The organism is Mucilaginibacter sp., assembly GCF_039935595.1.
Taxonomy (GTDB): Bacteria; Bacteroidota; Bacteroidia; order Sphingobacteriales; family Sphingobacteriaceae; genus Mucilaginibacter.
In genome coordinates this window covers 1-20,692 of record NZ_JBDTJZ010000164.1, presented here as the reverse complement: position 1 = coordinate 20,692, position 20,692 = coordinate 1, and the positions used below count along the sequence as shown (strand labels likewise).

Here is a 20,692-nt window from a genome sequence, read left to right as displayed (position 1 = left end):
GGGAAAAGGAGGCTTAATTCGCGGATTGCCGCGCTTACCTTTCAATGATTCCAGCAATGCAGTTTCTTCGCCGCAAATGTAGGCGCCACCGCCGGGTTGTACATAAAGTTCAAGGTCGTAACCCGTGCCTAAAATATTTTTACCTAAAAAACCTGCATTTTTTGCTTCTGCAATGGCTTTTTCCAGTATGCGTATTTGCGGCATCATTTCGCCGCGAACGTATATGTATGATGTTTTGGCACCCAGCGCAAAGCTGGATACGATCATCCCCTCAATCAATAAGTGAGGCAGATAGGTCATTAAATACCTGTCTTTAAATGTACCGGGTTCAGATTCGTCAGCATTACAAACCAGGTAACGCTCAACGCCTTCGGGTTTGGCCAAAAAGCTCCATTTCATCCCGGTAGGAAAACCTGCACCACCACGGCCGCGTAACCCCGATTTTTTAACCTCCTCCACAATTTCTTCGGGAGTTAGGGTTTTCAAGGCTTTTTCAACAGAAGCATAACCCCCTTTTGAGCGGTACACCTCAAATGTATTAATGCCGGGTACGTTTATATGTTCTAAAAGTAATTTGCGTGCCATTACTATTAATATATTTTACCGCTTAATTGAGCGGTAATGATTTTTCTTTTTTCGTTATCATTAATAGATCCTTCCGGTTTCATCATAATGATTAATATGCCTTATTATACAGGTTGCAAATGCTATTACTATAAGCGGTACCAATATAATGGCATTTCTTTCTATGCTATGGTTGGCAAGTATTAAAATTAAAACAGCTATAAATAAAGTATCTGCTAATATTAAACTTACGCCATCCATACCTTACCTTTTTTCTCTTAAATCACTTAAAAGCTTATCAACCGAATCATTGGTTAATTTTTCGTAAAAAGTATATTCAGGGCCAATTTGTAAAACCGGTGCAAAACCGCAGGCGGCCAAACACTCCACCCCGCGCCAGCTAAATAAGCCGTCGGGTGTAACTTCGCCCTCTTTAACGCCTAAAGCTTGCTCAATATGATCCATTATCTTTTCGGCACCTACCAGGCAACATGGCCCGGTACGGCAAACTTCTAACACATATTTACCTTGCGGACGTAAAAAATACATGCTATAAAATGAAGCTACTTCGTAAACCTCAATGTGTTCAAGCTTTAAATATTCGGCAACTTTATCCATTGCCAATGGGCTTACCCAGCCAAACTCGGCTTGTACCAAATGCAGTATAGGCAGCAGGGCCGATTTTTGTTTCCCTTCGGGATATCGGCTCACTATATCAGCAAACTTGTTTAACAACTCCGGCGAAAATTCTACCGGTGTTTGTACGGTATCTTCAACTCTAAGCATCTAACTCTCCCGCTATAACGTTTAAACTACTCATGTTAATTATCGCGTCAGACAATAACATCCCCCTACTCATGGGTGCATACATCTGGTAATTTATAAAACTTGGCCTGCGGAAGTGTAAACGGTACGGCGAACGGCCGCCATCATTCACTAAATAAAAACCTAACTCGCCATTGGCACCTTCAACCGAGTGGTAAACTTCGGTATTGGGGGTAGGTATCTCGCCCATCACAATTTTAAAGTGATAGATGAGGGCTTCCATATTATTATAAACTTCTTCTTTTGGCGGCAGGTAAAACTCAGGCACATCGGCATGAAAAATATCTGATGGCTCTTTTTCCAGTTTGGTTAAGGCCTGTTCAATAATGCGCATACTTTGCCACATTTCTTCGTTACGCACCAGGAAACGGTTATAAACGTCGCCATTATCGCCTACGGGTACTTCAAATTCAAAATCTTCGTATGATGAGTAGGGGTTCATTGCCCTTACATCATAATCAACGCCGGCAGCACGTAATATTGGGCCGCTCCAGCTATAGCTTAAAGCAGTTTCGGCAGTAACCGCGGCCACACCTCTGGTACGGTCAACAAATATGCGGTTACGGGTAAACAGCGCTTCAAATTCTTTTAACGCTTTAGGGAAGTCAACCAAAAACTTGCGCAGTTTACTAAAGGCTATGGCGTTAAAGTTACGCTCAAACCCGCCTATACGGCCAATATTGGTTGTTAAGCGCGAGCCGCAAACCTCTTCGTAAATTTCATATATCGCTTCGCGAAACTCCATCATGTACAAGAAACCCGTAAAAGCACCTGTATCAACACCCAATACACCGTTGCATACAATATGGTCTGATATACGGGCCAGCTCCATTACAATAACACGCAGGTAATCTACACGCTTTGGCGTTTCAATGCCTAACAGCTTTTCAACCGTCATGTGCCAGCCCATGTTGTTAATGGGTGATGAGCAATAGTTAAGCCTATCAGTTAATGGGGTTATCTGGTAAAATGGGCGGTGTTCGGCAATTTTTTCAAAAGCACGGTGTATGTAGCCAATGGTAGATACACCACTTACAATTCTTTCACCATCCAACTGCAACACGTTTTGAAACACACCATGCGTGGCCGGGTGCGTTGGCCCTAAGTTTAGGGTCGATAGTTCGTTTTGCGGATCGTTATCTGTATATACCGGGTGGTTCTGCATGCTCTTATCTTCCGAAAAAATAATCTTTTTTATCTACACGGTTCGGGTCTTCCAGCGGGAACTCTTTCCGCATCGGGAAGGCCGTCATATCGTCAACATTTAATATCCTGCGCAAATCGGGGTGCCCGTCAAATATGATCCCGAAGAAATCATAGGTTTCGCGCTCCATCCAGTTGGCGCCATCCCAAATAGTAGTTGCCGTAGGGATGTGTACATCACCATCAGCCAAAAATACTTTAATACGCACACGTACATTATTAACCAGGCTATGCAGGTGGTAAATAACACCAATTTGCTTTTCCTGCTCGGGGTAATGAATACCTGTAATATCTGTTAAAAATATAAACTGTAGTGCAGGGCTATTTTTTAAGTACGTCAAAATTTCAGTAATACTTTCGCGGCTGGTTTCTAAAGTCAGCAAGCCGTAAGGTTCTCCAATTACGGTCACTTTATCTGCAAACTGATCTTGTATATTCTTTAAAAGCTCTTCGTTTGTTATTTTACCCATTACTGTATGCCGTATGAAGCTAATAATTGTTGATATTTTGGCTCGTTCCTTCTGCGTCCGGTTTCAGTTTTCACCAGGTTTTGTATCTGCATAAAGCCATCAATAATAGCTTCGGGGCGTGGCGGACAGCCGGGCACGTAAACATCCACCGGTATTATCTCGTCAATACCCTGCAAAACCGAATAGGTATCAAATATACCACCGCTTGATGCGCAGGCGCCAACGGCCATTACCCAACGCGGCTCGGCCATTTGCAGGTAAACCTGGCGCAGTACCGGGCCCATTTTTTTGGCAATGGTACCCATAACCATCAGCAGGTCGGCCTGGCGGGGCGAAAAGCTTAAACGCTCGGCACCAAAACGCGAAAGGTCATAATGCGATGCCATAGTGGCCATAAATTCTATACCGCAGCATGATGTAGCAAAAGGCAAGGGCCATAATGAATTTGCCCGGGCCAGGCCCACAGCCTTATCTATCGAGGTAGCAAAAAATCCTGAACCTTCTACTCCCGCGGGAGCGCCAACAATCTGAATATCACTCATGAATATATAAACACAAAAACCTTTCCAATAAAAAAATCAGAAAGCGCAAATTTATAATAAATAACACTGAAAATAATGTTTGTGGGCTAAGTGAAATGTATTTAGAATCAGTCTAAACAAACTCAAAAAGCCGAGTGTCATCCTGAGTTTATCGAAGGATGCGCGCATTGGCCTTCGCACGTATGGTTCGACGGAGCTCACCATGACAGCGCGCTTTTATTAATCCCAGTCCAGCGCGCCTTTTTTAATAACGTAGATGAAGCCTGCCAGCAGCGTACCCATAAAGATGAACATCTCTACCATGCCGGTTTTGCCCAGCTCATGAAAGTTTACGGCCCAGGGGTACATAAATATTACCTCTACATCAAACAGCACAAAAAGTATGGCCACCAAAAAATATTTGATGGATATAGGTGTACGCGCGTTACCAATAACTTCTATACCCGATTCAAACGGGGTCAATTTATCCTTAGTTACACGCTTGGGCCCAATTTTATGGGTGACGAACATGACGATAACCACAAAAGCAACAGCCACCAACATCTGGAAAATGATAGGCAAATAATTAACGGGCAAACTTTGTACTTCCATGGTGCAAATATACAAATGGTAGTTAAATAACAAAGGCCTCTATTAAAGAGGCCTTTGTTATTTATTTAAGTATACTATTACTTGCTTTTTTTAGCAGGTGCAGCAGCGGCAGCGGCCTTATTATCAAAATAGAATTTAGCCTGTTTGTTTTCCGGATCTAACTCCCTGGCTTTGGTGTACATCTCCATCGCCTTGGCATCATCTTTATCATGGTACAAATAATACCCGCCCATATAAGCATAGGATTCAGCAAAGTTTGTTTTACCCCTTGTATCGGTAGGAGGGGTCTTTGTAAATAGCTCTATTGCCTTTTCATAATATGGCTTGGCAAGGCCTGCCATTTTTGTTAAATCTTTAGCGTCTCTTATATCTGCAATTCTGCCACGATATACATAAATAACAGGGTAAAGGTCAGGATATTTATGTTGTGCATAACTAAATGCTGAATCAGCTTTTGTTAATAATGTAGAATCAGGTTTTTGACCAAAACTAAAATAATATAATTGACCTGCATTTAAAAGATCGTTTACAGGTCGGCGCGCTTTCTTAGCGATCTCCATATAGAAATCAGCTCCTTCGATATATTTTTTTTGCTTACGATAGATACCTGAAATTTCACCATTTGCCTGTTCGCCTAGTAAACTATCTAATTGAACAGCTTTTTTCAAATTACCAATTCCGGCTACGGTATCTTTACCTGTAGCAATTTGCAAACGGCCCAGGTATAAATAATCACGCGGTAAAATACGCACAGGCTCGGCTTTAGCAAACCAGTTATTTATAGCGTTTAAGCCTGCAGGGTAGTCCTTATTTTCATAAGCTGAATAACCTAAATAGCGGTACGCGCGTATATTGCTGCCTGCGCTTTTAGAAAGCTTAGCGGCAACTTCCTGCAATTCTTTCCATTTACCAGCGTTGATCAAAAAGTCGGCATAACGCATTAAGGTTTCGTCCGACTCGTCGGTCAAACTCATGTATTTTTTATAATTCTCAACGCCCTCGTTAATCTTTTCTACAGCAACGGCACGGCTGTCAAATGACCAGGCCAAATCTGTTTCGGCCCATTCACGGTAAGCGGGGCCAAAGTTAGGGTCAAGGGCAATTGCTTGTTTGTATTGCGCTATGCCATCTTCAAAGTTATGCGCGTTGCTCCATAATACACCCTCGGCAACGTGTGCTGCCGGTGATTTTGGATCAAGCGACAACGCGTTGGTATAGGCCGTATAAGCATCGGTAGATTTATTTTGAGAACGGTAAGCATTCCCTAATGCTAATGCGGCTTCTGCATCCTTAGGGTCTTTTGTTGTGGCTGTAGTCAATGCTGTAATAGCAGCATCAGCGTCAGCACCATTTACCGCTTTATTGCCCGGCAGGGGTATTAATAAACCCTCGCCCATATATATATATGGTTTTGAATCTTTTTTCGAGGTATACTTGGCAGCCAGATCAAAGTTAGTGGTTGCATCAGTGGCATTTTTATTTAAATGCGCTACCACGCCTAAACCTACATAATTAAGTGCTGATTTAGGATCTACGGTTATGCCTTTAGCAAAAGTCATTTTGGCCGAATCAATATGATCCTGCTGCAAATAGGTCCATCCCAGGTAAAAAAAGTTCTCATCTTTTGTTGCTTGTGTAACCGTTAGGTTTTTAAGCATGGCTTTAGCTTTCTGGTATTGCTCGGCATCTATAGCTTTTTTAGCATCATCAAGGCTTTGTGCAAAAACCGATGAACCAACTAGTACCAGCCCCAACGCTACATTAGCTATTTTACTGATTATTTTCATCTCGTGTTTATAATTTATATGTTTATTAAAATGTATTCTTAATATTTATTTCTCTTTCAGGTATTGAATCAGGTAATATTCCCGATCTTAAAATAACCCGTTGGCCCTGCTCATTAATCAAAAAATAGGCAAAACCCGTGCCTAATCCCCATTTACCTGTACAATTTATAACGTATAGGCCCCTTATCAATGGGTATTGTTTTAAGGCTAATGTGCTTTGCGAAGGTTTAAAGTATTGATTAGGGGCCGTTTTACTGGTTTCGTCCTTAACTGATACTATCTTCACGTTATTCACCGCATCTTTGTAATCGTTGTCCGGGTCATTTAACCAGCTAAAGCCTGTTATACCTAATGCCTCCGGATGTTCGCTTACATATTTTATAACCTCTTTATTGTTTTTGAGTGCAAAAATGTTCTTTAGTTTAAAATTGGCATTACTTGAAAACTCTTTTAAATATCGCACTAAACTTGAATTTCCGTTATCAAAAACGATATTTACGTTTGTTTTAGTCTGCCCATTAAGCATTTTCTTTATTTGGCCTACTGATGTTAGCGTATCATTTGACGCCTTGTTGACAATTAAAGCAATGGCATCAATAGCAAAACGATGAACATCAGGCGGCAAATTCCTGCTGTTTAATAATTTTAACTCGTCGGCATTTAAATCCCGGGTCAATATAGCCAACCTTACACTATCATTTAGCAAAAGTCTTAAAGCATCAGTTTCTGACCGATAAAGTATCTTGACCTTTGCTTTATCATTTAGCTGACTAAAAACATATTTTTCCTCGTCAACAATAGGCTGGCATGATTCATCAGCGGTAAAAGTAGCTTCGCCCGTTGTTATTGAATCCTGGTGAACCACCGTTGCCGGTTTTTGTTTACAAGATTGCAATATAATTAAAGCACTAACAACAAAAAAAATTACTTTAATCTTATTCATTATCCTTTTTTAACAACCTCGAAAAACGTAAAACGCTATATAAAACAATCATTGCGCCAAATATTTTTCTTTGCCAGTCTGTTAACTGTACAGGTAATCCCTGCCAAAACATTACCATACCCCCCAGGGTACAAAAACCTATGAATGTTATTATGCCTATAATAAGCAAAAACCGCCTTTTGAGCGATTTTTGCCTATCATTAAATTTTAATGTCATTATTATTCGCCGCCATCCAATGTAAACGAAATTGGAATAGTGTATTGTGCCCGTACCGGGCGGCCATTTTGTACACCTGGCACCCATCTTGGCGAAGCTTTTAACACACGTGTAGCCTCGTCACCCATAGCCTGTGTAGGCGAACGCAATACTTTTATATCAGTTAAAGAGCCGTCTTTTTCAACCACAAACTGCATAAACGCTTTACCTGTTGTATTGTTCTCCCTGTCAACAGCCGGGTAACGAATATTTTTGGACAGGTACTGGCCAAACTTTGCCAAACCACCCGGAAATTCCGGCAACTTCTCTACTGTAGTATAAATCTTATTAACATCCTCGGTCACTGCTTTTTGGTCCGAGTTACCAACAGGTTCGTCAATATGTATATCAGCGTTAGGGTCACCTTTAATGTCCTTTTGCCCCGGGTCGGCCACTTTTAATTCCTGTACGGTAGGTGGTGGTTCCTTTACTTCATTATCCGGCTTTACAATCGGCGGCGGGAACTTAAGCACGTCGTTTTTGGGTTTAGGCGGCTCTACCGGTGGTGGTATTTCTTTTTTCTTCTCTTGCGGCGGAGGAGTTAAAACCACATCAGTAAGTTTCATTTTAACCTCTGGTTTAGGAATGAACCCCTCAATTTTATTGATAATTGTTTTTAACGATATAACAAACACAAAGAAAATAATACCGTACACCAACGCTTTGTTGGTATTCTTAGGGTTACTTTTCCTTAATTCGTAGGCGCCATAACTTTTATTACGGCCGTTAAAAACAACGTCGATCCATTCCTGCTTTAATATGTCTAATTTAGATCCGAGCATTATTTTAAGCTTTAAATTTTACGTTAATTTTGTTATTAATATATCCCGTCTCTTTTCAGCAAGCCAATGTCAGCAGGTGTTATATCAACTATAGCACGCCTGATATTGCCGGTTATATTCAATTCATCCATTACGCTAACCATGTTATTGTAATTAGATTTATCGCTAGGCTTAATAATTACCATCATATCCTCGCCGGTGGTAGCTTTTATTTTTTTAGCTTGCTCAAACAACGTTGCCCGTATGCCGTTTTTGCCATACCCTTCTTTGGTTGGTGGCGTAGCACCTGCTATTCCCACAAACCATTCTAACTGATTGTTTGAACCTAACAAAATGGTCATTGTGGTTGATTGTTTTACCGGCAATTGTTGTTTTGTTTTTTCATCTTTATCCGGCATTACCAAATCCATAGCCTTAGGCTTCTGCAAAGTGGTGGTTAGGATAAAAAAGGTTATCAGCAGGAATGCAAGGTCAACCATGGCTGTTAAATCCACGCGGGTTGACTGCTTTTTACTTCTTACCTTACCGCCGCCTTTTTTACCCCCGCCGGAGGTATCTAATTCTGCCATAATTTTTTATTTTGTTACCGTTTTTAAATTTGTAATTAAACTAAACTTGTTAACTTTTTGCTTTTGCAAAGTACTGATGATTTTGTGTATAGTAGGATATTCTTCCTTGCTATCGCCTTTTATAGCTATATGCAAATCTGCATTATGCAAGTATTTATCAGCAACACGGGCTTCATGTACCCAATCGCTTAACTCGTTATTCGCAGTTGTATCAACAGGTATACCAGGTTGCTTATAGTTACTTTTTTGCTCATTAGGCAAGTTTAAAAACTGCTTTAAAACATTTATCGGTACACCAAATGATTCGGTGTTGGCAAATACTTTTTCCTCATCAGGCGTAAAGGCAATTTTATATTTGAGGCCCATTTGCTTTAACGTTTGTACACGCACATCAGCACCCTGCACATTAAAGAAAGCCTTACCTTGACCAACGGTAATAGTAGAAAAATCATTCTCAGGTATAGCAAAGTTTGATGTTGAAGCAGGCACAGCGGCCTGAACCGGGTCTTGTGTTTTAGGTTTTGCTGATAATATGAAAAAGGTAAGCAAAAGGAAAGCCACGTCGCACATGGCGGTCATGTCAATTGCTGTACTTTTTCTTCCAACTTTTACTCTAGGCATAATTGTTTATTTTAAAATTAGTGTTATTTAATTTATTAACTCCCGGCCCCATTATTTACAGGGCCGGGATATTAACACTAAAATTTATTTGTTTTTGTGTGACGCAGCAAATGTTTGTACAATGCTGAATCCGGTTTCGTCAATGGCGTAAGTTAAACCGTCAATTTTTGAGGTAAATACGTTGTACATTACAATTGATAATGCAGATGTAGTAATACCCATTGCAGTGTTAACCAATGCTTCAGAGATAGCTGATGATAATCTTGCTGTGTTAGTAGCGGCGCCTGATAATTCGGCGAAGGCCTTGATCATACCCACAACCGTACCTAACAAACCTGTTAATGTACCAATAGATACCAGGGTGGCTATGATGGTTAAGTTTTGCTCTAACATAGGCATTTCTAAAGCGGTAGCTTCTTCAATGTCTTTTTGTATAGCCAATGTTTTTTGATCAACATCTAAACTTGCATCAGTTTCCATTTCTTTGTATTTTTTCAAACCGGCTTTGATCACGTTAGCAACAGAACCTTTTTGTTTGTCGCACTCAGCAGTAGCAGCGTCAATGTTACCGGCGGTAAGGAAGCCTTGTATTTTTCTAACAAATGTATCAACACTTGAAGTGCCTGATGCTTTACCGATAACGATAAATCTTTCGATAGAGAACACGATTACCATTAATACGTATGACATTACCAATGGTACTAATACGCCACCACTATGTACAGTTCCATAAATATCTGTCGGTTCACCATTTTCCACAATTCCACCTTTAAAGTGACTTGGATCGCCAAGTATAAACATGAATATGATAATTGCTACAGCAATACATAAAGGGATAGTTAGGGTTGCAAACAAGCTCGAGCCTGAGCCTTCTTTTTTAACAGTAGTAGTTGGTTTTGTTGGTGCGTTTGCCATTACTTTAAATTTTAGTTTTTAGTTTTTGTTTATTTATTAGTTAGTTAATTGCGCATTTTTTTAGCGGATAACAAAATTAGAATTTAAATGAAATAAAAAAACTTTTTATAACACTTTAATTTACATTGGTTTTATTGGCAGGTTTAGTAGTTTTTTAAAAGTCATAAAACGTACCGAAACCAAAAATAGTCTGTTATCCCCAAACAATATTTTACAATAAAACCTATAATTTTTTATATTAACAAGCCTATGTGTATAAAATTTATGTAATTATACTGTTATAATCGAAAGAAATCATTTTTTTTTAGTCTGAAAAATCGTTTTTTTGGATTTTTTTTTCGTTGTTAACCTATAATTTAGTAAATTATTCGTTTTTTTTAACAATTGTTAGAAATTTTCATAAAACTAAAAAATTACTAATTTTTTAGTTAGCCACCTGCTTTTTTAGTTTTAAATCCGTCGGACTGGAGCAAAGTTGATACTTTTTCTCTAAAATCGCCTTGAATCAAAATTTCTCCATCCTTAGCAGAACCACCCACTCCGCATTTTGATTTTAATTTTTTACTTATTTCTTCTAAATCGGTTGCAGTACCTATAAAGCCTGTAATACGGGTAACTAATTTACCTCCGCCCTTACGGTCGAGATATATTTTAAGGTTTTGCTGCTGCGGGGGCAAAGTACTAATATGATCATTTACTTCCTGGTACTCAAACCCCGAATCTGTGGAATAAACAACGCCTGTATAGTTTTTGTTTTTTTTTGACATAGCTATTAGCTTTTATAAGCTGCCCCTACAATTACCTTTAACGAGCCTGGCCGTACATTTATTTTAATATCGGTACCGGCAATTTGTGGTTCGCCATCAAGGTGGATAGGGCCAGGGGCTATTCTTTTAATAATTATATGTTCTCCCCTAATTATTTCTACGTATTTGGACTTGTCGGTAGTTTTAAAAAGCATCCGCAAACCCATTTGCGGGAAACTGTATAACGGGAAGGGCTTTATTATACATACATCCAGCAAACCGTCCTGTACGGAAGCACACGGTGATATATGCATATCATTGCCGTATTGCGACGAATTTGCTATGCTAAGCATAAATGCGTCAAGTTCATAAGTCCGTCCATCAATTTCGATATGATAATGCTGCGGTTTATATTTAGCCACTTCCATTATTGATGATTTAATGTAAGTTATAAAACCCCGCTTTTTATTATGCGCAAACACCTGGCTTATATGTGCATCAAAACCTATACCGGCCATATTAAAAAAAGGCTGTCCGTTAACCTCGGCCGAATCAATAAGCTCGGTATGCCCGGTATTTAAATTCTCTATAGCCTTTTTTATATCCATAGGGATATCTAAAAAGCGGGATAACCCATTGCCCGAACCGCATGGAATTATACCCAATAAAGAGTTGGTACCAACCAGGGCAGATGCGACCTCATTAACAGTTCCGTCACCCCCTACCGCGGTTATTAAATCGTATTTATCAACCGCTTCAAAAGCAAGTTCACGTGCATGTGCAACACTATTGGTAAAAACAATGGTATAATCAAACACATCAACATCCAGGTGCCTTCGTATCAACCCCGGCACATCGTCTTTCTTTCTCCCTCCGGATATAGGGTTTACAATAAACAGGGCTTTTCGTTTCAAATCAACTATAAAATATACTGTATGCCGCCAAAAGTAAATGTATTTTCGGTTTTGCAAAAATTGTTTTATTTTTGACCGAAAAGTGGATTGATTTAGTTGCCCTTATTGATACCATTAAAAATGGTAAAAAGGGGCCGGATTGCAACCACGTAAAAAAGTGCTAAAACCAATGCTTCTTTACTGTGTTCAGTTAAATCCCCCCTTTATACTTTAAAAACTATATAAAAAATATGTCGTATTTATTTACTTCCGAATCAGTGTCTGAAGGGCACCCAGACAAAGTTTCTGACCAGATATCAGATGCGTTAATTGATAACTTTTTAGCTTTTGATCCGGAATCAAAAGTAGCTTGTGAAACTTTGGTAACTACCGGTCAGGTGTTTTTAGCCGGCGAGGTAAAATCTAAAGCTTATTTAGATGTACAAAAAATTGCCCGCGATGTGATCAAAAAAATTGGTTATACCAAAGGCGAATATATGTTTGACTGCCACTCGTGCAGTGTACTTTCGGCCATACATGAGCAATCGCCTGATATTAACCAGGGTGTTGAGCGCCAGGCTAAAGAAGAGCAAGGTGCCGGCGACCAGGGTATGATGTTTGGTTATGCCACTATTGAAACTGATAACTATATGCCATTGGCGTTGGATATTGCCCACGCTTTGTTATTAGAGCTTGCTGCCATACGCCGCGAGGATACAGACATTAAATACCTTCGTCCGGATGCAAAATCGCAGGTAACGTTAGAATATGACGATAACAATCAACCGGTACGTATTGATGCCATTGTAATCTCAACGCAGCATGATGATTTTGACGAAGAAAAAACTATGCTGACTAAAATCAGCAAAGACATCATCAGCATATTAATACCTCGTGTTAAAGCTAAGTATCCTAAATATGCGCACTTTTTTAATGATGCTATTAAATACCATATAAACCCAACCGGTAAATTTGTTATTGGCGGACCGCATGGCGATACCGGTTTAACCGGCCGTAAAATTATTGTGGATACTTATGGTGGTAAAGGCGCTCACGGCGGTGGAGCATTTTCTGGCAAAGACCCATCAAAGGTTGACCGTTCTGCAGCTTACGCTACCCGCCACGTTGCTAAAAACCTGGTTGCAGCCGGCGTTTGTGATGAGGTGTTAGTACAGGTAAGTTATGCCATTGGTGTTGCGCAGCCTATGGGTATTTACGTAAATACTTATGGTACCGGTAAAGTTGGCTTACACGACGGCGAGATAGCTAAAAAAGTGGAAGCCATATTTAATATGACGCCATACGCTATTGAAACCCGCTTTAAACTGCGCAATCCTATTTATAGCGAAACTGCAGCTTATGGCCACTTTGGTAAACCAAGCATCACGGTTAAAAAACAATTTACCGCTCATGACGGCAGTATATTGGAACGTGAAGTTGAATTGTTTACCTGGGAAAAACTGGATTACGTTGATAAAGTAAAACAAGCTTTTGGTTTATAATCTGCTGACATAAAATATTTAACTTTGAAGAGTGATGAATATTCATCGCTCTTTTTTTATTTAATACTTTTTGCAATGAAAAAACTAACCATCCTTTTATTAATTATATTTTCGGCAGCATTGGGCACCGTAAAGGCCGTTACACCAGCTTTAACCGAAGACGTTAACAATGTTATTAAAAACTACCTTGCGCTTAAAAACGCATTGGTAATTGATAATGCGCCCGTTGCCCAGGCCTGTGCGGCCACCTTATTGGCGGCCATAAGTACGGTATCAGACAAAGAGATGAATGCGGCCCAGCGCAAAACCTGGCTGGCTTATGCAGATAAACTAAGTTTTGATAGCAGGCATATTAGTGAAACTACTGATATAGATCACCAACGCGAGCATTTTGCCAATTTATCGGTCAATATATTGGCTGTTTTAAAAGCCCTTAAATTAAACACCGCTACCTTATATAAGCAATACTGTCCAATGAAGAAGAAATATTGGTTAAGTGAGGCCAGCGCTATAAAAAACCCTTATTACGGCAGCAAAATGCCAACCTGTGGCGAAACCAAGGAAACCCTACAGGCTGTTAAATTATAATATGGGTAATAAACACGAAGAAAACCCCTGGCAAATTACCGGCGAAAAGGCTGTATATGATAACCCCTGGATTAACTTAACCGAATACCAGGTTATTAACCCGGCTGGCAACCCGGGCATTTATGGTAAAGTGCATTATAAAAACTATGCAATAGGTATCATCCCGCTTGATGACGAATTAAACACCTATTTAGTGGGCCAATACCGTTTTGCTTTAAATCAATATAGCTGGGAACTGCCTGAAGGCGGCGGACCCCTGGATATTGATCCGTTAGATTCGGCTAAACGCGAACTATTGGAAGAAACCGGGTTAAAAGCTAATAGCTGGACCGAACTACAGCAGATGCATTTAAGTAACTCGGTAACTGATGAATTAAATATTATTTATTTGGCACGGGGGCTTGAACAATTTGAGGCCGAGCCGGAAGATACCGAACAATTAATAATTAGGAAATTGCCCTTTGACGAAGTCTACCGCATGGTTTGCACCAATGAGATAACCGATGCTATAAGTGTAGCCGCTATATTAAGGGTAAAGCTTTTGTTAATTGAAGGCCGCATAGTTTAATAAGTATCGAATAATTTTTATTTTAGCCATCGTATGAAAAAATTTCTTGGCTATTTTCTGTCGCCCATAGCTATTATTGCATTTTTACTGATACTTTGTATATTTCAACCTATACAGTGGCTATGTTTTAATTTAGGAGGGTATAAAGCACATAAAAAGTCGGTTGACATACTGAACTTCTTTTTAACCAGTACAGCTTATATTCTGTTTAACCGTATCATATTTATAAACCGGCAAAATTTGCCGGTGGGTCGGTCCATTATTTTTGTGGCTAATCATCAAAGCTTATTTGATATACCTGCGCTGATATGGTTCTTACGTAAATACCACGCTAAGTTTATATCAAAAGTGGAGCTTACTAAAGGCATACCGTCCATATCATACAATTTAAAACATGGCGGCGGTGCCAACATTAACCGTAAAGACGCGCGCCAATCTATTACCGAACTGATAAAGTTTGCCGAAAGGATGCGCGACAATAAATGGTCGGCAGTTATATTTCCGGAGGGCACACGCTCAAAAATTGGAAAGGTAAAACAGTTTCAATCGGCAGGCATTGCCACTATATTAAAAAAATGCCCTGACGCGCTTATAGTACCCATAGCTATAAAAGATTCATGGAAGATGATACAATATGGCTTTTATCCCATGAATACCTTTACACCCATCACCTGGGAGGTGCTTGAACCCATTGAGCCAACCACCGGCACTGCGGTAGAACTCGTTTTAGCAGCAGAGAATAGGATCAAGGAAAAATTGGGGCAGGTATAAAACAAGGCTTTTTTGGTAAAAGGGGTTAACATAACTTAACACATTTCGACAAAAAATAAGCTTAATTTATTGGCAATCAATACTTTAATAAAAAATGGTGTTAACCATAAAATTCATCTGCCTTTTCTGCCATTTTTGACTGGATTGGTATTATCACAATAGGTGTTCGGAGTACTATAAAAACCGGATATAATTTCCTTCCTGGGGAACTACCAGCGCAAGATATTGTTATTAAAACCGTTCCTTCAAAAACTTACCCGTATAGCTATCCTTTTCTTTGATCAGGTCTTCCGGTAAACCCTCAAACACCACTTTACCGCCCCTGTCGCCACCTTCGGGACCAATATCAATTACCCAGTCGGCACATTTAATAACATCCATGTTATGCTCAATTACGATGATGGTATTGCCATGATCTAACAACGCGTTGAATGATTTAAGTAGTTTTTTTATATCATCAAAATGCAGCCCTGTGGTTGGCTCATCAAAAATAAATAGTGTTTTATGGGCGTTATTACCTTTTACCAGGAAGGATGCCAGCTTAATACGTTGTGCCTCGCCACCTGATAGGGTGTTTGACGATTGTCCTAGCTGTACATAACCCAAACCCACATCTGCCAATGGCTTTATTTTGGCAATGATCTTTGGTTCTTTGGCAAAAAACTCCAGCGCTTCATCAATGGTTAAATGCAGTACCTCGGCTACATTCTTTTCATTATAAGTAACATCCAGTATATGCTGTTTAAAGCGTTGCCCGTTACAGGTCTCGCAGGTCAAGAAAATATCAGCCATAAACTGCATTTCTATCTTTACCTCTCCCTCACCCTGGCAAACATCACAGCGGCCGCCCTCTACGTTAAACGAAAAAGCTGATGGCTTTAACCCCGCAGCTTTAGACACCGGTTGTGCCGCATACAGGTTACGTATCTCGTCCCAGGCCTTTACATAAGTTACCGGGTTGGAGCGCGATGAGCGGCCAATAGGGTTTTGATCGACCAACTCTACCTGCTCAATTTTTTGGTAGTCGCCTTCAATGCTGTCATAACTCCCGGTTTGCTCGCCAGAGTAGTTACCCAGCGTTTTTTGTAAAGCCGGTGCCAGTATACGCTTAACTAAACTTGTTTTGCCGGAACCTGATACGCCCGTAACCACCGTAAGCACCCCTAACGGGAACTTAGCATTTACATGCTGCAGGTTGTTTTCGCGGGCACCTTTTATTTCGATAAAGTCATGCCATTTGCGGCGGGTGGCTGGTATGGCAATTTCTTCCCTCCCACTTAAGTAACGGCCCGTTAAGCTGTTATCATCAGTTAATATTTGCTCGTACGTGCCCGAAAATATCATTTCGCCGCCGTGCGTACCGGCTGCGGGGCCAATGTCGATAATATGATCGGCAGCTTTCATGATCTCTTCTTCGTGCTCTACCACCAATACCGTATTGCCCACATCACGTAATGATTTAAGCACACCTATCAGTCGTTGTGTATCGCGCGGGTGAAGCCCGATGCTTGGCTCATCCAACACATATATTGAACCTACCAGGCTGCTGCCTAATGAGGTAGCCAGGTTAATACGCTGCGATTCGCCGCCTGATAAGGTATTTGATAACCGGTTTAAAGTTAAATAGCTTAGCCCTACATCATTTAAAAACACCAGGCGGTTAGTAATTTCCATTAACAGGCGCTTGCCTATTTTAGCATCATTTTCATTTAATTCAATAGTGCTAAAAAATTCCAGCGCTTTATCCAACGCCATTAAAACTACATCGGTTATTGATTTGCCGTTAATTTTTACATAAGCGGCATCAGGGCGTAAACGGCTACCCTTACAATCAGGACAGGTAGTTTTACCGCGATAGCGCGATAACATAACCCTATACTGTATCTTGTAGGTTTGCGCCTCCATCTCCTTAAAAAACTCGTCCAGCCCGCGGAAGTATTTATTGCCCGTCCATAATAAGCGTTGTTCTTTTTCGGTAAGCTGGTTATACTGGCGGTGTATAGGGAAATCAAATTTTAAAGAATTTTTAACCAACTCGTCATTCCACTCGCGCATTTTTTCGCCGCGCCAGGGGGCAATAGCACCCTCGTAAATGGTTTTACTTTTATCAGGGATAACCAGGTCCTCATCAATGCCGATAACCTTGCCATAGCCTTCGCAGCGTTTACAGGCCCCGTAAGGATTGTTAAAGCTGAAAAAGTTTGGGGTAGGCTCTTCAAAGCGCATACCGTCCAGCTCAAAACGGTCACAAAAAAATTGTTCTTTTTCAGCATCACCATCCGCGTAGCGAACATAACAATCGCCTTTTCCTTCAAAAAAAGCGGTTTGTATCGAGTCGCCTAAACGGCTTATGGTTTCGTCTTCATTGTTTTTGGTAACACGGTCAATCACTATCCTTAGCGGATCATGGTTAATAGCTGATGGTTCATGGTTTTTGGGTTTATTACTAAGATCTATGAACCATGAACTATTATCAATCGTCTCATCTTCCAGTACCGCTTCAATGCGTTCAATTTTTCCCTGATATTCTATCCGTACAAAGCCTTTCTGCATTAATACAGCCAGTTCTTCCTTCAAACTGCGGTCATTATGCGGGTGCAGCGGCGCCAATATGGTAACCTGTGCCTCGTCGGGCATGGCCATAATAAAATTGATGACATCAGTAACCGTATCTTTTTTTACAACACCTCCTGATATGGGCGAAAATGTTTTACCAATACGCGAGTACAGCAACTTCAGATAATCATATATTTCGGTTGAGGTGCCAACGGTCGACCGCGGGTTGGATGTAATTACCTTTTGCTCAATGGCAATGGCCGGGGCAATACCTTTTATATAATCAACATCAGGCTTGTTCATGCGGCCCAGAAACTGGCGCGCGTATGACGATAAGCTTTCTACATAGCGGCGCTGCCCCTCGGCATACAGCGTATCAAATGCCAGGGAAGATTTCCCTGAACCAGACATACCTGTAATTACCACCAGCTGATTTTTGGGGATGGCCACATCAATATTTTTTAAATTGTGTACCCGTGCCCCTTTTATAATAATATTTTGTTGAGGATCTTTATCTGCTTCGTTCATTTATAGTTCATAGATCATGGTTCATGGTTCATAGTTGTAGCAAACTTTCGCTATGAACTATGATCTATTGACCATGAACCGTTCCAAAATGCAAAAATCCTAAAATTTTTAGCCGTATCCAAATGGGTTTTACTTTTAATACGGTGGTTTTGCCCAATATTTCAATAGGTTACATTCATTTGACCAGATGGCCCATTAAACCTTTATATGTTTTAACACTCAAATGTTAAAATAAGTTAAAATTAGCCTTGAGCCTACCTATAGCCGGCAAGTAATTTGTTATTCTGCTTTAAATTTGTTTAAATTTGAGTAAGAAACATAACCCAACAGGAGACCGCACTATAGATAAAACTCTACTTTAAATTAAATATTGTATTCAATTTATTAAAGCAAGATATTTTCTATGGATTTTCAATTGCAAAGTGATCAGGATCTAATCCATCTATATATTAATGGTAACGAAGCGGGGCTTGTTGAGTTGCTGCGCCGCTATCAGTCAAAAATATATACTTCTATATATCTGTTGGTTAAGGACGAGTACCTGGCCGAAGATATTTTTCAGGACACTTTTATTAAAGTGATAAATACCCTTAAGGCTAATAAGTATAACGAGGAGGGTAAATTTTTACCTTGGGTTAGCCGTATTGCACACAACTTGGTTATTGACCATTTTAGGCGCGAAAAACGCGCGCCCACAATAAATAATGGCGATGATTTTGACATTTTTGAGGTGCTGGGCAACTATGATGAAAGCACCGAAGACCGTATGGTACGTGAACAAACCCACAAGGACCTGAAGAAATTAATACAATTGCTGCCATCTGAGCAAAAAGAGGTTTTAATAATGCGCCATTTTGGGGAGATGAGCTTTAAGGAAATAGCTGACATTACCGGCGTAAGCATAAATACCGCTTTAGGCCGTATGCGTTATGCTCTTAATAACCTGCGCAAAATGATGCAAACCAAAGAGCTGAGTTTAAAAAATTAGTTGTTTATAATTATCTAAACTAATACTTCCTTTTAATAGTTTTTTCCCAACGCAAAAGTTAATTATTGCTTTTTTTCTTCATTGCTATGGTTTAAAAAAATAGCCATTTTAGTGACCGTAGTCATTTTTAATTAATTGATACTGAATTAGTTTTATACGCTAAACTATCATCAGTATGTCTGGGTATCAATTTGCGTTTAATTATCTTCATGCAATAGAAAAAAAGCATCAGGATTATTTTAAATCATCCGGCTTAAAAATAATGGATTGTGTGGCTATTAAAGGCACCAAAAATATTTCTGTATATATATTAAACAAGAATCTCCCGTTTGAAATAAGGTATGATATTGAAATAATGTTTTGGGTAGAATAAACATTGTTACTTACGCGGGATGTTTTATAATTATTAATTAATTATAAAGAAGTAAATACGATATAGGGGGAAATCAAGTCAAATTATTTTTCCTAATAAATAATTTGGGTTTTATAAAATAATATATATTAGTGTGCGTTATTATTTAACAAATTACTGAAAAGCTTATGGGTGAAACCTTTACAAAAAACGAGCTCACTAATGCAAACGAAGTGATGAAACTAAATATGACAGACAATTTGGAAGGTGACGATCTGATATTTTATCATTCGCTACGGGCAGAATTGGATACTTTGAAAAAAAGCCCCAAACTGCAAACCATTCATCACATTTTAGATCATTCTAAAAGTTTGCGCTAAAAAAGAGCCACAAAAAAAGCCCGGGTAAGAAATTACGCCGGGCTTTTTTGTGGCTAAATATTTTAACCTTTAACCAGTTGTTCTAAAGCATCAATAAACAAAGGCGAATCATTTAAACTTTCTACCAGTTGTACATGTTCGCCTCCAAGGGCTTTAAATTCGGCTCCGTATTCTTCGGTTACTTCATAAACAGTTTCCAGGCAGTCGGCAACAAAAGCCGGGCAAAATACCAGCAGGCGTTTTTTGCCTTCTTTAGCTAATTTAGCAACTATCTCGCTGGTATAAGGTTGAACCCATGGGTCGCTGCCCAGGCGGGATTGGAAACAAATAGTATATTTTTCGCGGGTCAAGTTCATTTTTTCGGCAATCAACCGCGCCGTATCATGTGATTGTGCCGAATAGCAAAATTTATTGGTATCATTCAGCGTATTGCAACAGCCTTCTACTTTTAAGCAGTAATTGTGGGTATGATCACATTTTATTAACTGCCTTTGGGGCAGCCCGTGAAAGCTGAACAAAATATGATCGTAAGTTTCGGGCTTATACTTTTGCGCGTTATTGGCAAAAGTTTGTATCATCAGGTCATTATCATGAAATGAATTGAGAAACGAGATATTTGGCGGCGTTGGCCAATCTTTGATCAGCCGCATTACCTTTTCATAAACCGAACCCGTACTGGCCGAGGCATATTGCGGGAACAATGGGATAACCCTGATGTCGCTCACCAATGCAGTTTTTAACCGCTCTAACGC

Annotated in this window: 23 protein-coding genes and 1 pseudogene; 7 read left to right on the top strand and 17 right to left on the bottom strand. The window is 39.8% G+C overall.

The annotated features are described in order from the left end of the window. The 15 genes and pseudogenes from ABI367_RS11340 to ABI367_RS11270 form a co-directional block, all read right to left on the bottom strand. Positions 1-585: pseudogene (locus tag ABI367_RS11340) on the bottom strand (NADH-quinone oxidoreductase subunit F); the annotation flags it as partial. Positions 586-645: 60 nt separating this feature from the next. Then, positions 646-825 (bottom strand): hypothetical protein, encoded by a 180-nt coding sequence (locus ABI367_RS11335; protein ID WP_462229645.1) that lies wholly within the window; start codon positions 823-825, stop codon positions 646-648. Positions 826-828: 3 nt separating this feature from the next. Then, positions 829-1,350 (bottom strand): NADH-quinone oxidoreductase subunit NuoE family protein, encoded by a 522-nt coding sequence (locus tag ABI367_RS11330; protein ID WP_462229643.1) that lies wholly within the window; start codon positions 1,348-1,350, stop codon positions 829-831. Beyond that, complete coding sequence (locus ABI367_RS11325) at positions 1,343-2,554, bottom strand: NADH-quinone oxidoreductase subunit D (RefSeq protein WP_462229641.1); 1,212 nt, start codon at positions 2,552-2,554, stop codon at positions 1,343-1,345. Before ABI367_RS11325 ends, ABI367_RS11330 begins: the two co-directional genes overlap by 8 nt. Before the next feature lie 4 nt (positions 2,555-2,558). Further along, complete coding sequence (locus tag ABI367_RS11320) at positions 2,559-3,062, bottom strand: NADH-quinone oxidoreductase subunit C (protein ID WP_462229639.1); 504 nt, start codon at positions 3,060-3,062, stop codon at positions 2,559-2,561. Next, positions 3,062-3,604 (bottom strand): NADH-quinone oxidoreductase subunit B, encoded by a 543-nt coding sequence (locus ABI367_RS11315; RefSeq protein ID WP_462229638.1) that lies wholly within the window; start codon positions 3,602-3,604, stop codon positions 3,062-3,064. The genes ABI367_RS11320 and ABI367_RS11315 overlap by 1 nt, the downstream gene beginning before the upstream one ends. Before the next feature lie 219 nt (positions 3,605-3,823). After that, on the bottom strand, positions 3,824-4,195 hold the full coding sequence (locus ABI367_RS11310) for an NADH-quinone oxidoreductase subunit A (protein ID WP_462229636.1): 372 nt from the start codon (positions 4,193-4,195) through the stop codon (positions 3,824-3,826). Positions 4,196-4,272: 77 nt separating this feature from the next. Next, the gene (locus ABI367_RS11305; protein WP_462229634.1) at positions 4,273-5,982 is read right to left on the bottom strand and encodes a tetratricopeptide repeat protein; all 1,710 of its coding nucleotides are present in this window, start codon (positions 5,980-5,982) and stop codon (positions 4,273-4,275) included. Between the two features lie 25 nt (positions 5,983-6,007). After that, on the bottom strand, positions 6,008-6,925 hold the full coding sequence (locus ABI367_RS11300; protein WP_462229632.1) for a PstS family phosphate ABC transporter substrate-binding protein: 918 nt from the start codon (positions 6,923-6,925) through the stop codon (positions 6,008-6,010). A gap of 219 nt (positions 6,926-7,144) precedes the next feature. After that, the gene (locus tag ABI367_RS11295; RefSeq protein WP_462229630.1) at positions 7,145-7,963 is read right to left on the bottom strand and encodes an energy transducer TonB; all 819 of its coding nucleotides are present in this window, start codon (positions 7,961-7,963) and stop codon (positions 7,145-7,147) included. A gap of 35 nt (positions 7,964-7,998) precedes the next feature. Then, positions 7,999-8,532 carry an ExbD/TolR family protein gene (locus ABI367_RS11290; protein WP_462229628.1) on the bottom strand — a complete coding sequence of 178 codons (534 nt, stop codon included), beginning with the start codon at positions 8,530-8,532 and terminating at the stop codon, positions 7,999-8,001. Between the two features lie 6 nt (positions 8,533-8,538). After that, positions 8,539-9,153 carry a biopolymer transporter ExbD gene (locus ABI367_RS11285; RefSeq protein ID WP_462229626.1) on the bottom strand — a complete coding sequence of 205 codons (615 nt, stop codon included), beginning with the start codon at positions 9,151-9,153 and terminating at the stop codon, positions 8,539-8,541. An 84-nt stretch (positions 9,154-9,237) separates the two neighbouring features. Beyond that, a complete protein-coding gene (locus tag ABI367_RS11280) occupies positions 9,238-10,068 on the bottom strand; it encodes a MotA/TolQ/ExbB proton channel family protein (RefSeq protein WP_462229624.1) in 831 nt (276 codons plus the stop codon). 428 nt (positions 10,069-10,496) lie between these two features. Next, complete coding sequence (locus ABI367_RS11275) at positions 10,497-10,835, bottom strand: translation initiation factor (protein WP_462229622.1); 339 nt, start codon at positions 10,833-10,835, stop codon at positions 10,497-10,499. 5 nt (positions 10,836-10,840) lie between these two features. Next, positions 10,841-11,728, bottom strand: coding sequence for a diacylglycerol/lipid kinase family protein (locus ABI367_RS11270; protein WP_462229620.1), 888 nt, complete (start codon positions 11,726-11,728; stop codon positions 10,841-10,843). A gap of 230 nt (positions 11,729-11,958) precedes the next feature. Here ABI367_RS11270 and metK point away from each other — a divergent pair, with 230 nt between their 5' ends. The 4 genes from metK to ABI367_RS11250 all read left to right on the top strand — a co-directional run bounded on the left by metK (position 11,959) and on the right by ABI367_RS11250 (position 15,136). Next, a complete protein-coding gene (gene metK, locus ABI367_RS11265) occupies positions 11,959-13,209 on the top strand; it encodes a methionine adenosyltransferase (RefSeq protein ID WP_462229618.1) in 1,251 nt (416 codons plus the stop codon). A 75-nt stretch (positions 13,210-13,284) separates the two neighbouring features. Next, positions 13,285-13,797: a DUF3347 domain-containing protein gene (locus ABI367_RS11260; protein ID WP_462229616.1), complete on the top strand. Its 513-nt coding sequence runs from the start codon at positions 13,285-13,287 to the stop codon at positions 13,795-13,797. 1 nt (position 13,798) lies between these two features. Beyond that, positions 13,799-14,365, top strand: a complete 567-nt coding sequence (locus tag ABI367_RS11255) for an NUDIX domain-containing protein (protein ID WP_462229613.1) — start codon at positions 13,799-13,801, stop codon at positions 14,363-14,365. Between the two features lie 33 nt (positions 14,366-14,398). Further along, positions 14,399-15,136: a lysophospholipid acyltransferase family protein gene (locus ABI367_RS11250; RefSeq protein ID WP_462229611.1), complete on the top strand. Its 738-nt coding sequence runs from the start codon at positions 14,399-14,401 to the stop codon at positions 15,134-15,136. Between the two features lie 231 nt (positions 15,137-15,367). On the opposite strand, the gene uvrA is transcribed toward ABI367_RS11250, so the two are convergent. Next, positions 15,368-18,220 (bottom strand): excinuclease ABC subunit UvrA, encoded by a 2,853-nt coding sequence (uvrA, locus tag ABI367_RS11245; RefSeq protein WP_462229609.1) that lies wholly within the window; start codon positions 18,218-18,220, stop codon positions 15,368-15,370. A 403-nt stretch (positions 18,221-18,623) separates the two neighbouring features. Here uvrA and ABI367_RS11240 point away from each other — a divergent pair, with 403 nt between their 5' ends. From ABI367_RS11240 to ABI367_RS11230, 3 genes are all read left to right on the top strand, one after another. Further along, positions 18,624-19,208, top strand: a complete 585-nt coding sequence (locus ABI367_RS11240) for an RNA polymerase sigma factor (protein WP_462229607.1) — start codon at positions 18,624-18,626, stop codon at positions 19,206-19,208. 175 nt (positions 19,209-19,383) lie between these two features. After that, a complete protein-coding gene (locus ABI367_RS11235; RefSeq protein WP_462229605.1) occupies positions 19,384-19,581 on the top strand; it encodes a hypothetical protein in 198 nt (65 codons plus the stop codon). A 167-nt stretch (positions 19,582-19,748) separates the two neighbouring features. Continuing rightward, positions 19,749-19,940, top strand: coding sequence for a hypothetical protein (locus ABI367_RS11230; protein WP_462229603.1), 192 nt, complete (start codon positions 19,749-19,751; stop codon positions 19,938-19,940). 62 nt (positions 19,941-20,002) lie between these two features. Here ABI367_RS11230 and hemH read toward each other — a convergent pair. Further along, on the bottom strand, positions 20,003-20,692 hold a 690-nt coding region (hemH, locus tag ABI367_RS11225), incomplete at its 5' end, for a ferrochelatase (protein WP_462229601.1).

Coding starts and splice junctions, on each gene's coding strand:
- ABI367_RS11335 (WP_462229645.1), bottom strand. CDS start 825: ATGGATGGCGTAAGTTTAATATTAGCAGATACTTTATTTATAGCTGTT.
- ABI367_RS11330 (WP_462229643.1), bottom strand. CDS start 1,350: ATGCTTAGAGTTGAAGATACCGTACAAACACCGGTAGAATTTTCGCCG.
- ABI367_RS11325 (WP_462229641.1), bottom strand. CDS start 2,554: ATGCAGAACCACCCGGTATATACAGATAACGATCCGCAAAACGAACTA.
- ABI367_RS11320 (WP_462229639.1), bottom strand. CDS start 3,062: ATGGGTAAAATAACAAACGAAGAGCTTTTAAAGAATATACAAGATCAG.
- ABI367_RS11315 (WP_462229638.1), bottom strand. CDS start 3,604: ATGAGTGATATTCAGATTGTTGGCGCTCCCGCGGGAGTAGAAGGTTCA.
- ABI367_RS11310 (WP_462229636.1), bottom strand. CDS start 4,195: ATGGAAGTACAAAGTTTGCCCGTTAATTATTTGCCTATCATTTTCCAG.
- ABI367_RS11305 (WP_462229634.1), bottom strand. CDS start 5,982: ATGAAAATAATCAGTAAAATAGCTAATGTAGCGTTGGGGCTGGTACTA.
- ABI367_RS11300 (WP_462229632.1), bottom strand. CDS start 6,925: ATGAATAAGATTAAAGTAATTTTTTTTGTTGTTAGTGCTTTAATTATA.
- ABI367_RS11295 (WP_462229630.1), bottom strand. CDS start 7,963: ATGCTCGGATCTAAATTAGACATATTAAAGCAGGAATGGATCGACGTT.
- ABI367_RS11290 (WP_462229628.1), bottom strand. CDS start 8,532: ATGGCAGAATTAGATACCTCCGGCGGGGGTAAAAAAGGCGGCGGTAAG.
- ABI367_RS11285 (WP_462229626.1), bottom strand. CDS start 9,153: ATGCCTAGAGTAAAAGTTGGAAGAAAAAGTACAGCAATTGACATGACC.
- ABI367_RS11280 (WP_462229624.1), bottom strand. CDS start 10,068: ATGGCAAACGCACCAACAAAACCAACTACTACTGTTAAAAAAGAAGGC.
- ABI367_RS11275 (WP_462229622.1), bottom strand. CDS start 10,835: ATGTCAAAAAAAAACAAAAACTATACAGGCGTTGTTTATTCCACAGAT.
- metK (WP_462229618.1), top strand. CDS start 11,959: ATGTCGTATTTATTTACTTCCGAATCAGTGTCTGAAGGGCACCCAGAC.
- ABI367_RS11260 (WP_462229616.1), top strand. CDS start 13,285: ATGAAAAAACTAACCATCCTTTTATTAATTATATTTTCGGCAGCATTG.
- ABI367_RS11255 (WP_462229613.1), top strand. CDS start 13,799: ATGGGTAATAAACACGAAGAAAACCCCTGGCAAATTACCGGCGAAAAG.
- ABI367_RS11250 (WP_462229611.1), top strand. CDS start 14,399: ATGAAAAAATTTCTTGGCTATTTTCTGTCGCCCATAGCTATTATTGCA.
- uvrA (WP_462229609.1), bottom strand. CDS start 18,220: ATGAACGAAGCAGATAAAGATCCTCAACAAAATATTATTATAAAAGGG.
- ABI367_RS11240 (WP_462229607.1), top strand. CDS start 18,624: ATGGATTTTCAATTGCAAAGTGATCAGGATCTAATCCATCTATATATT.
- ABI367_RS11235 (WP_462229605.1), top strand. CDS start 19,384: ATGTCTGGGTATCAATTTGCGTTTAATTATCTTCATGCAATAGAAAAA.
- ABI367_RS11230 (WP_462229603.1), top strand. CDS start 19,749: ATGGGTGAAACCTTTACAAAAAACGAGCTCACTAATGCAAACGAAGTG.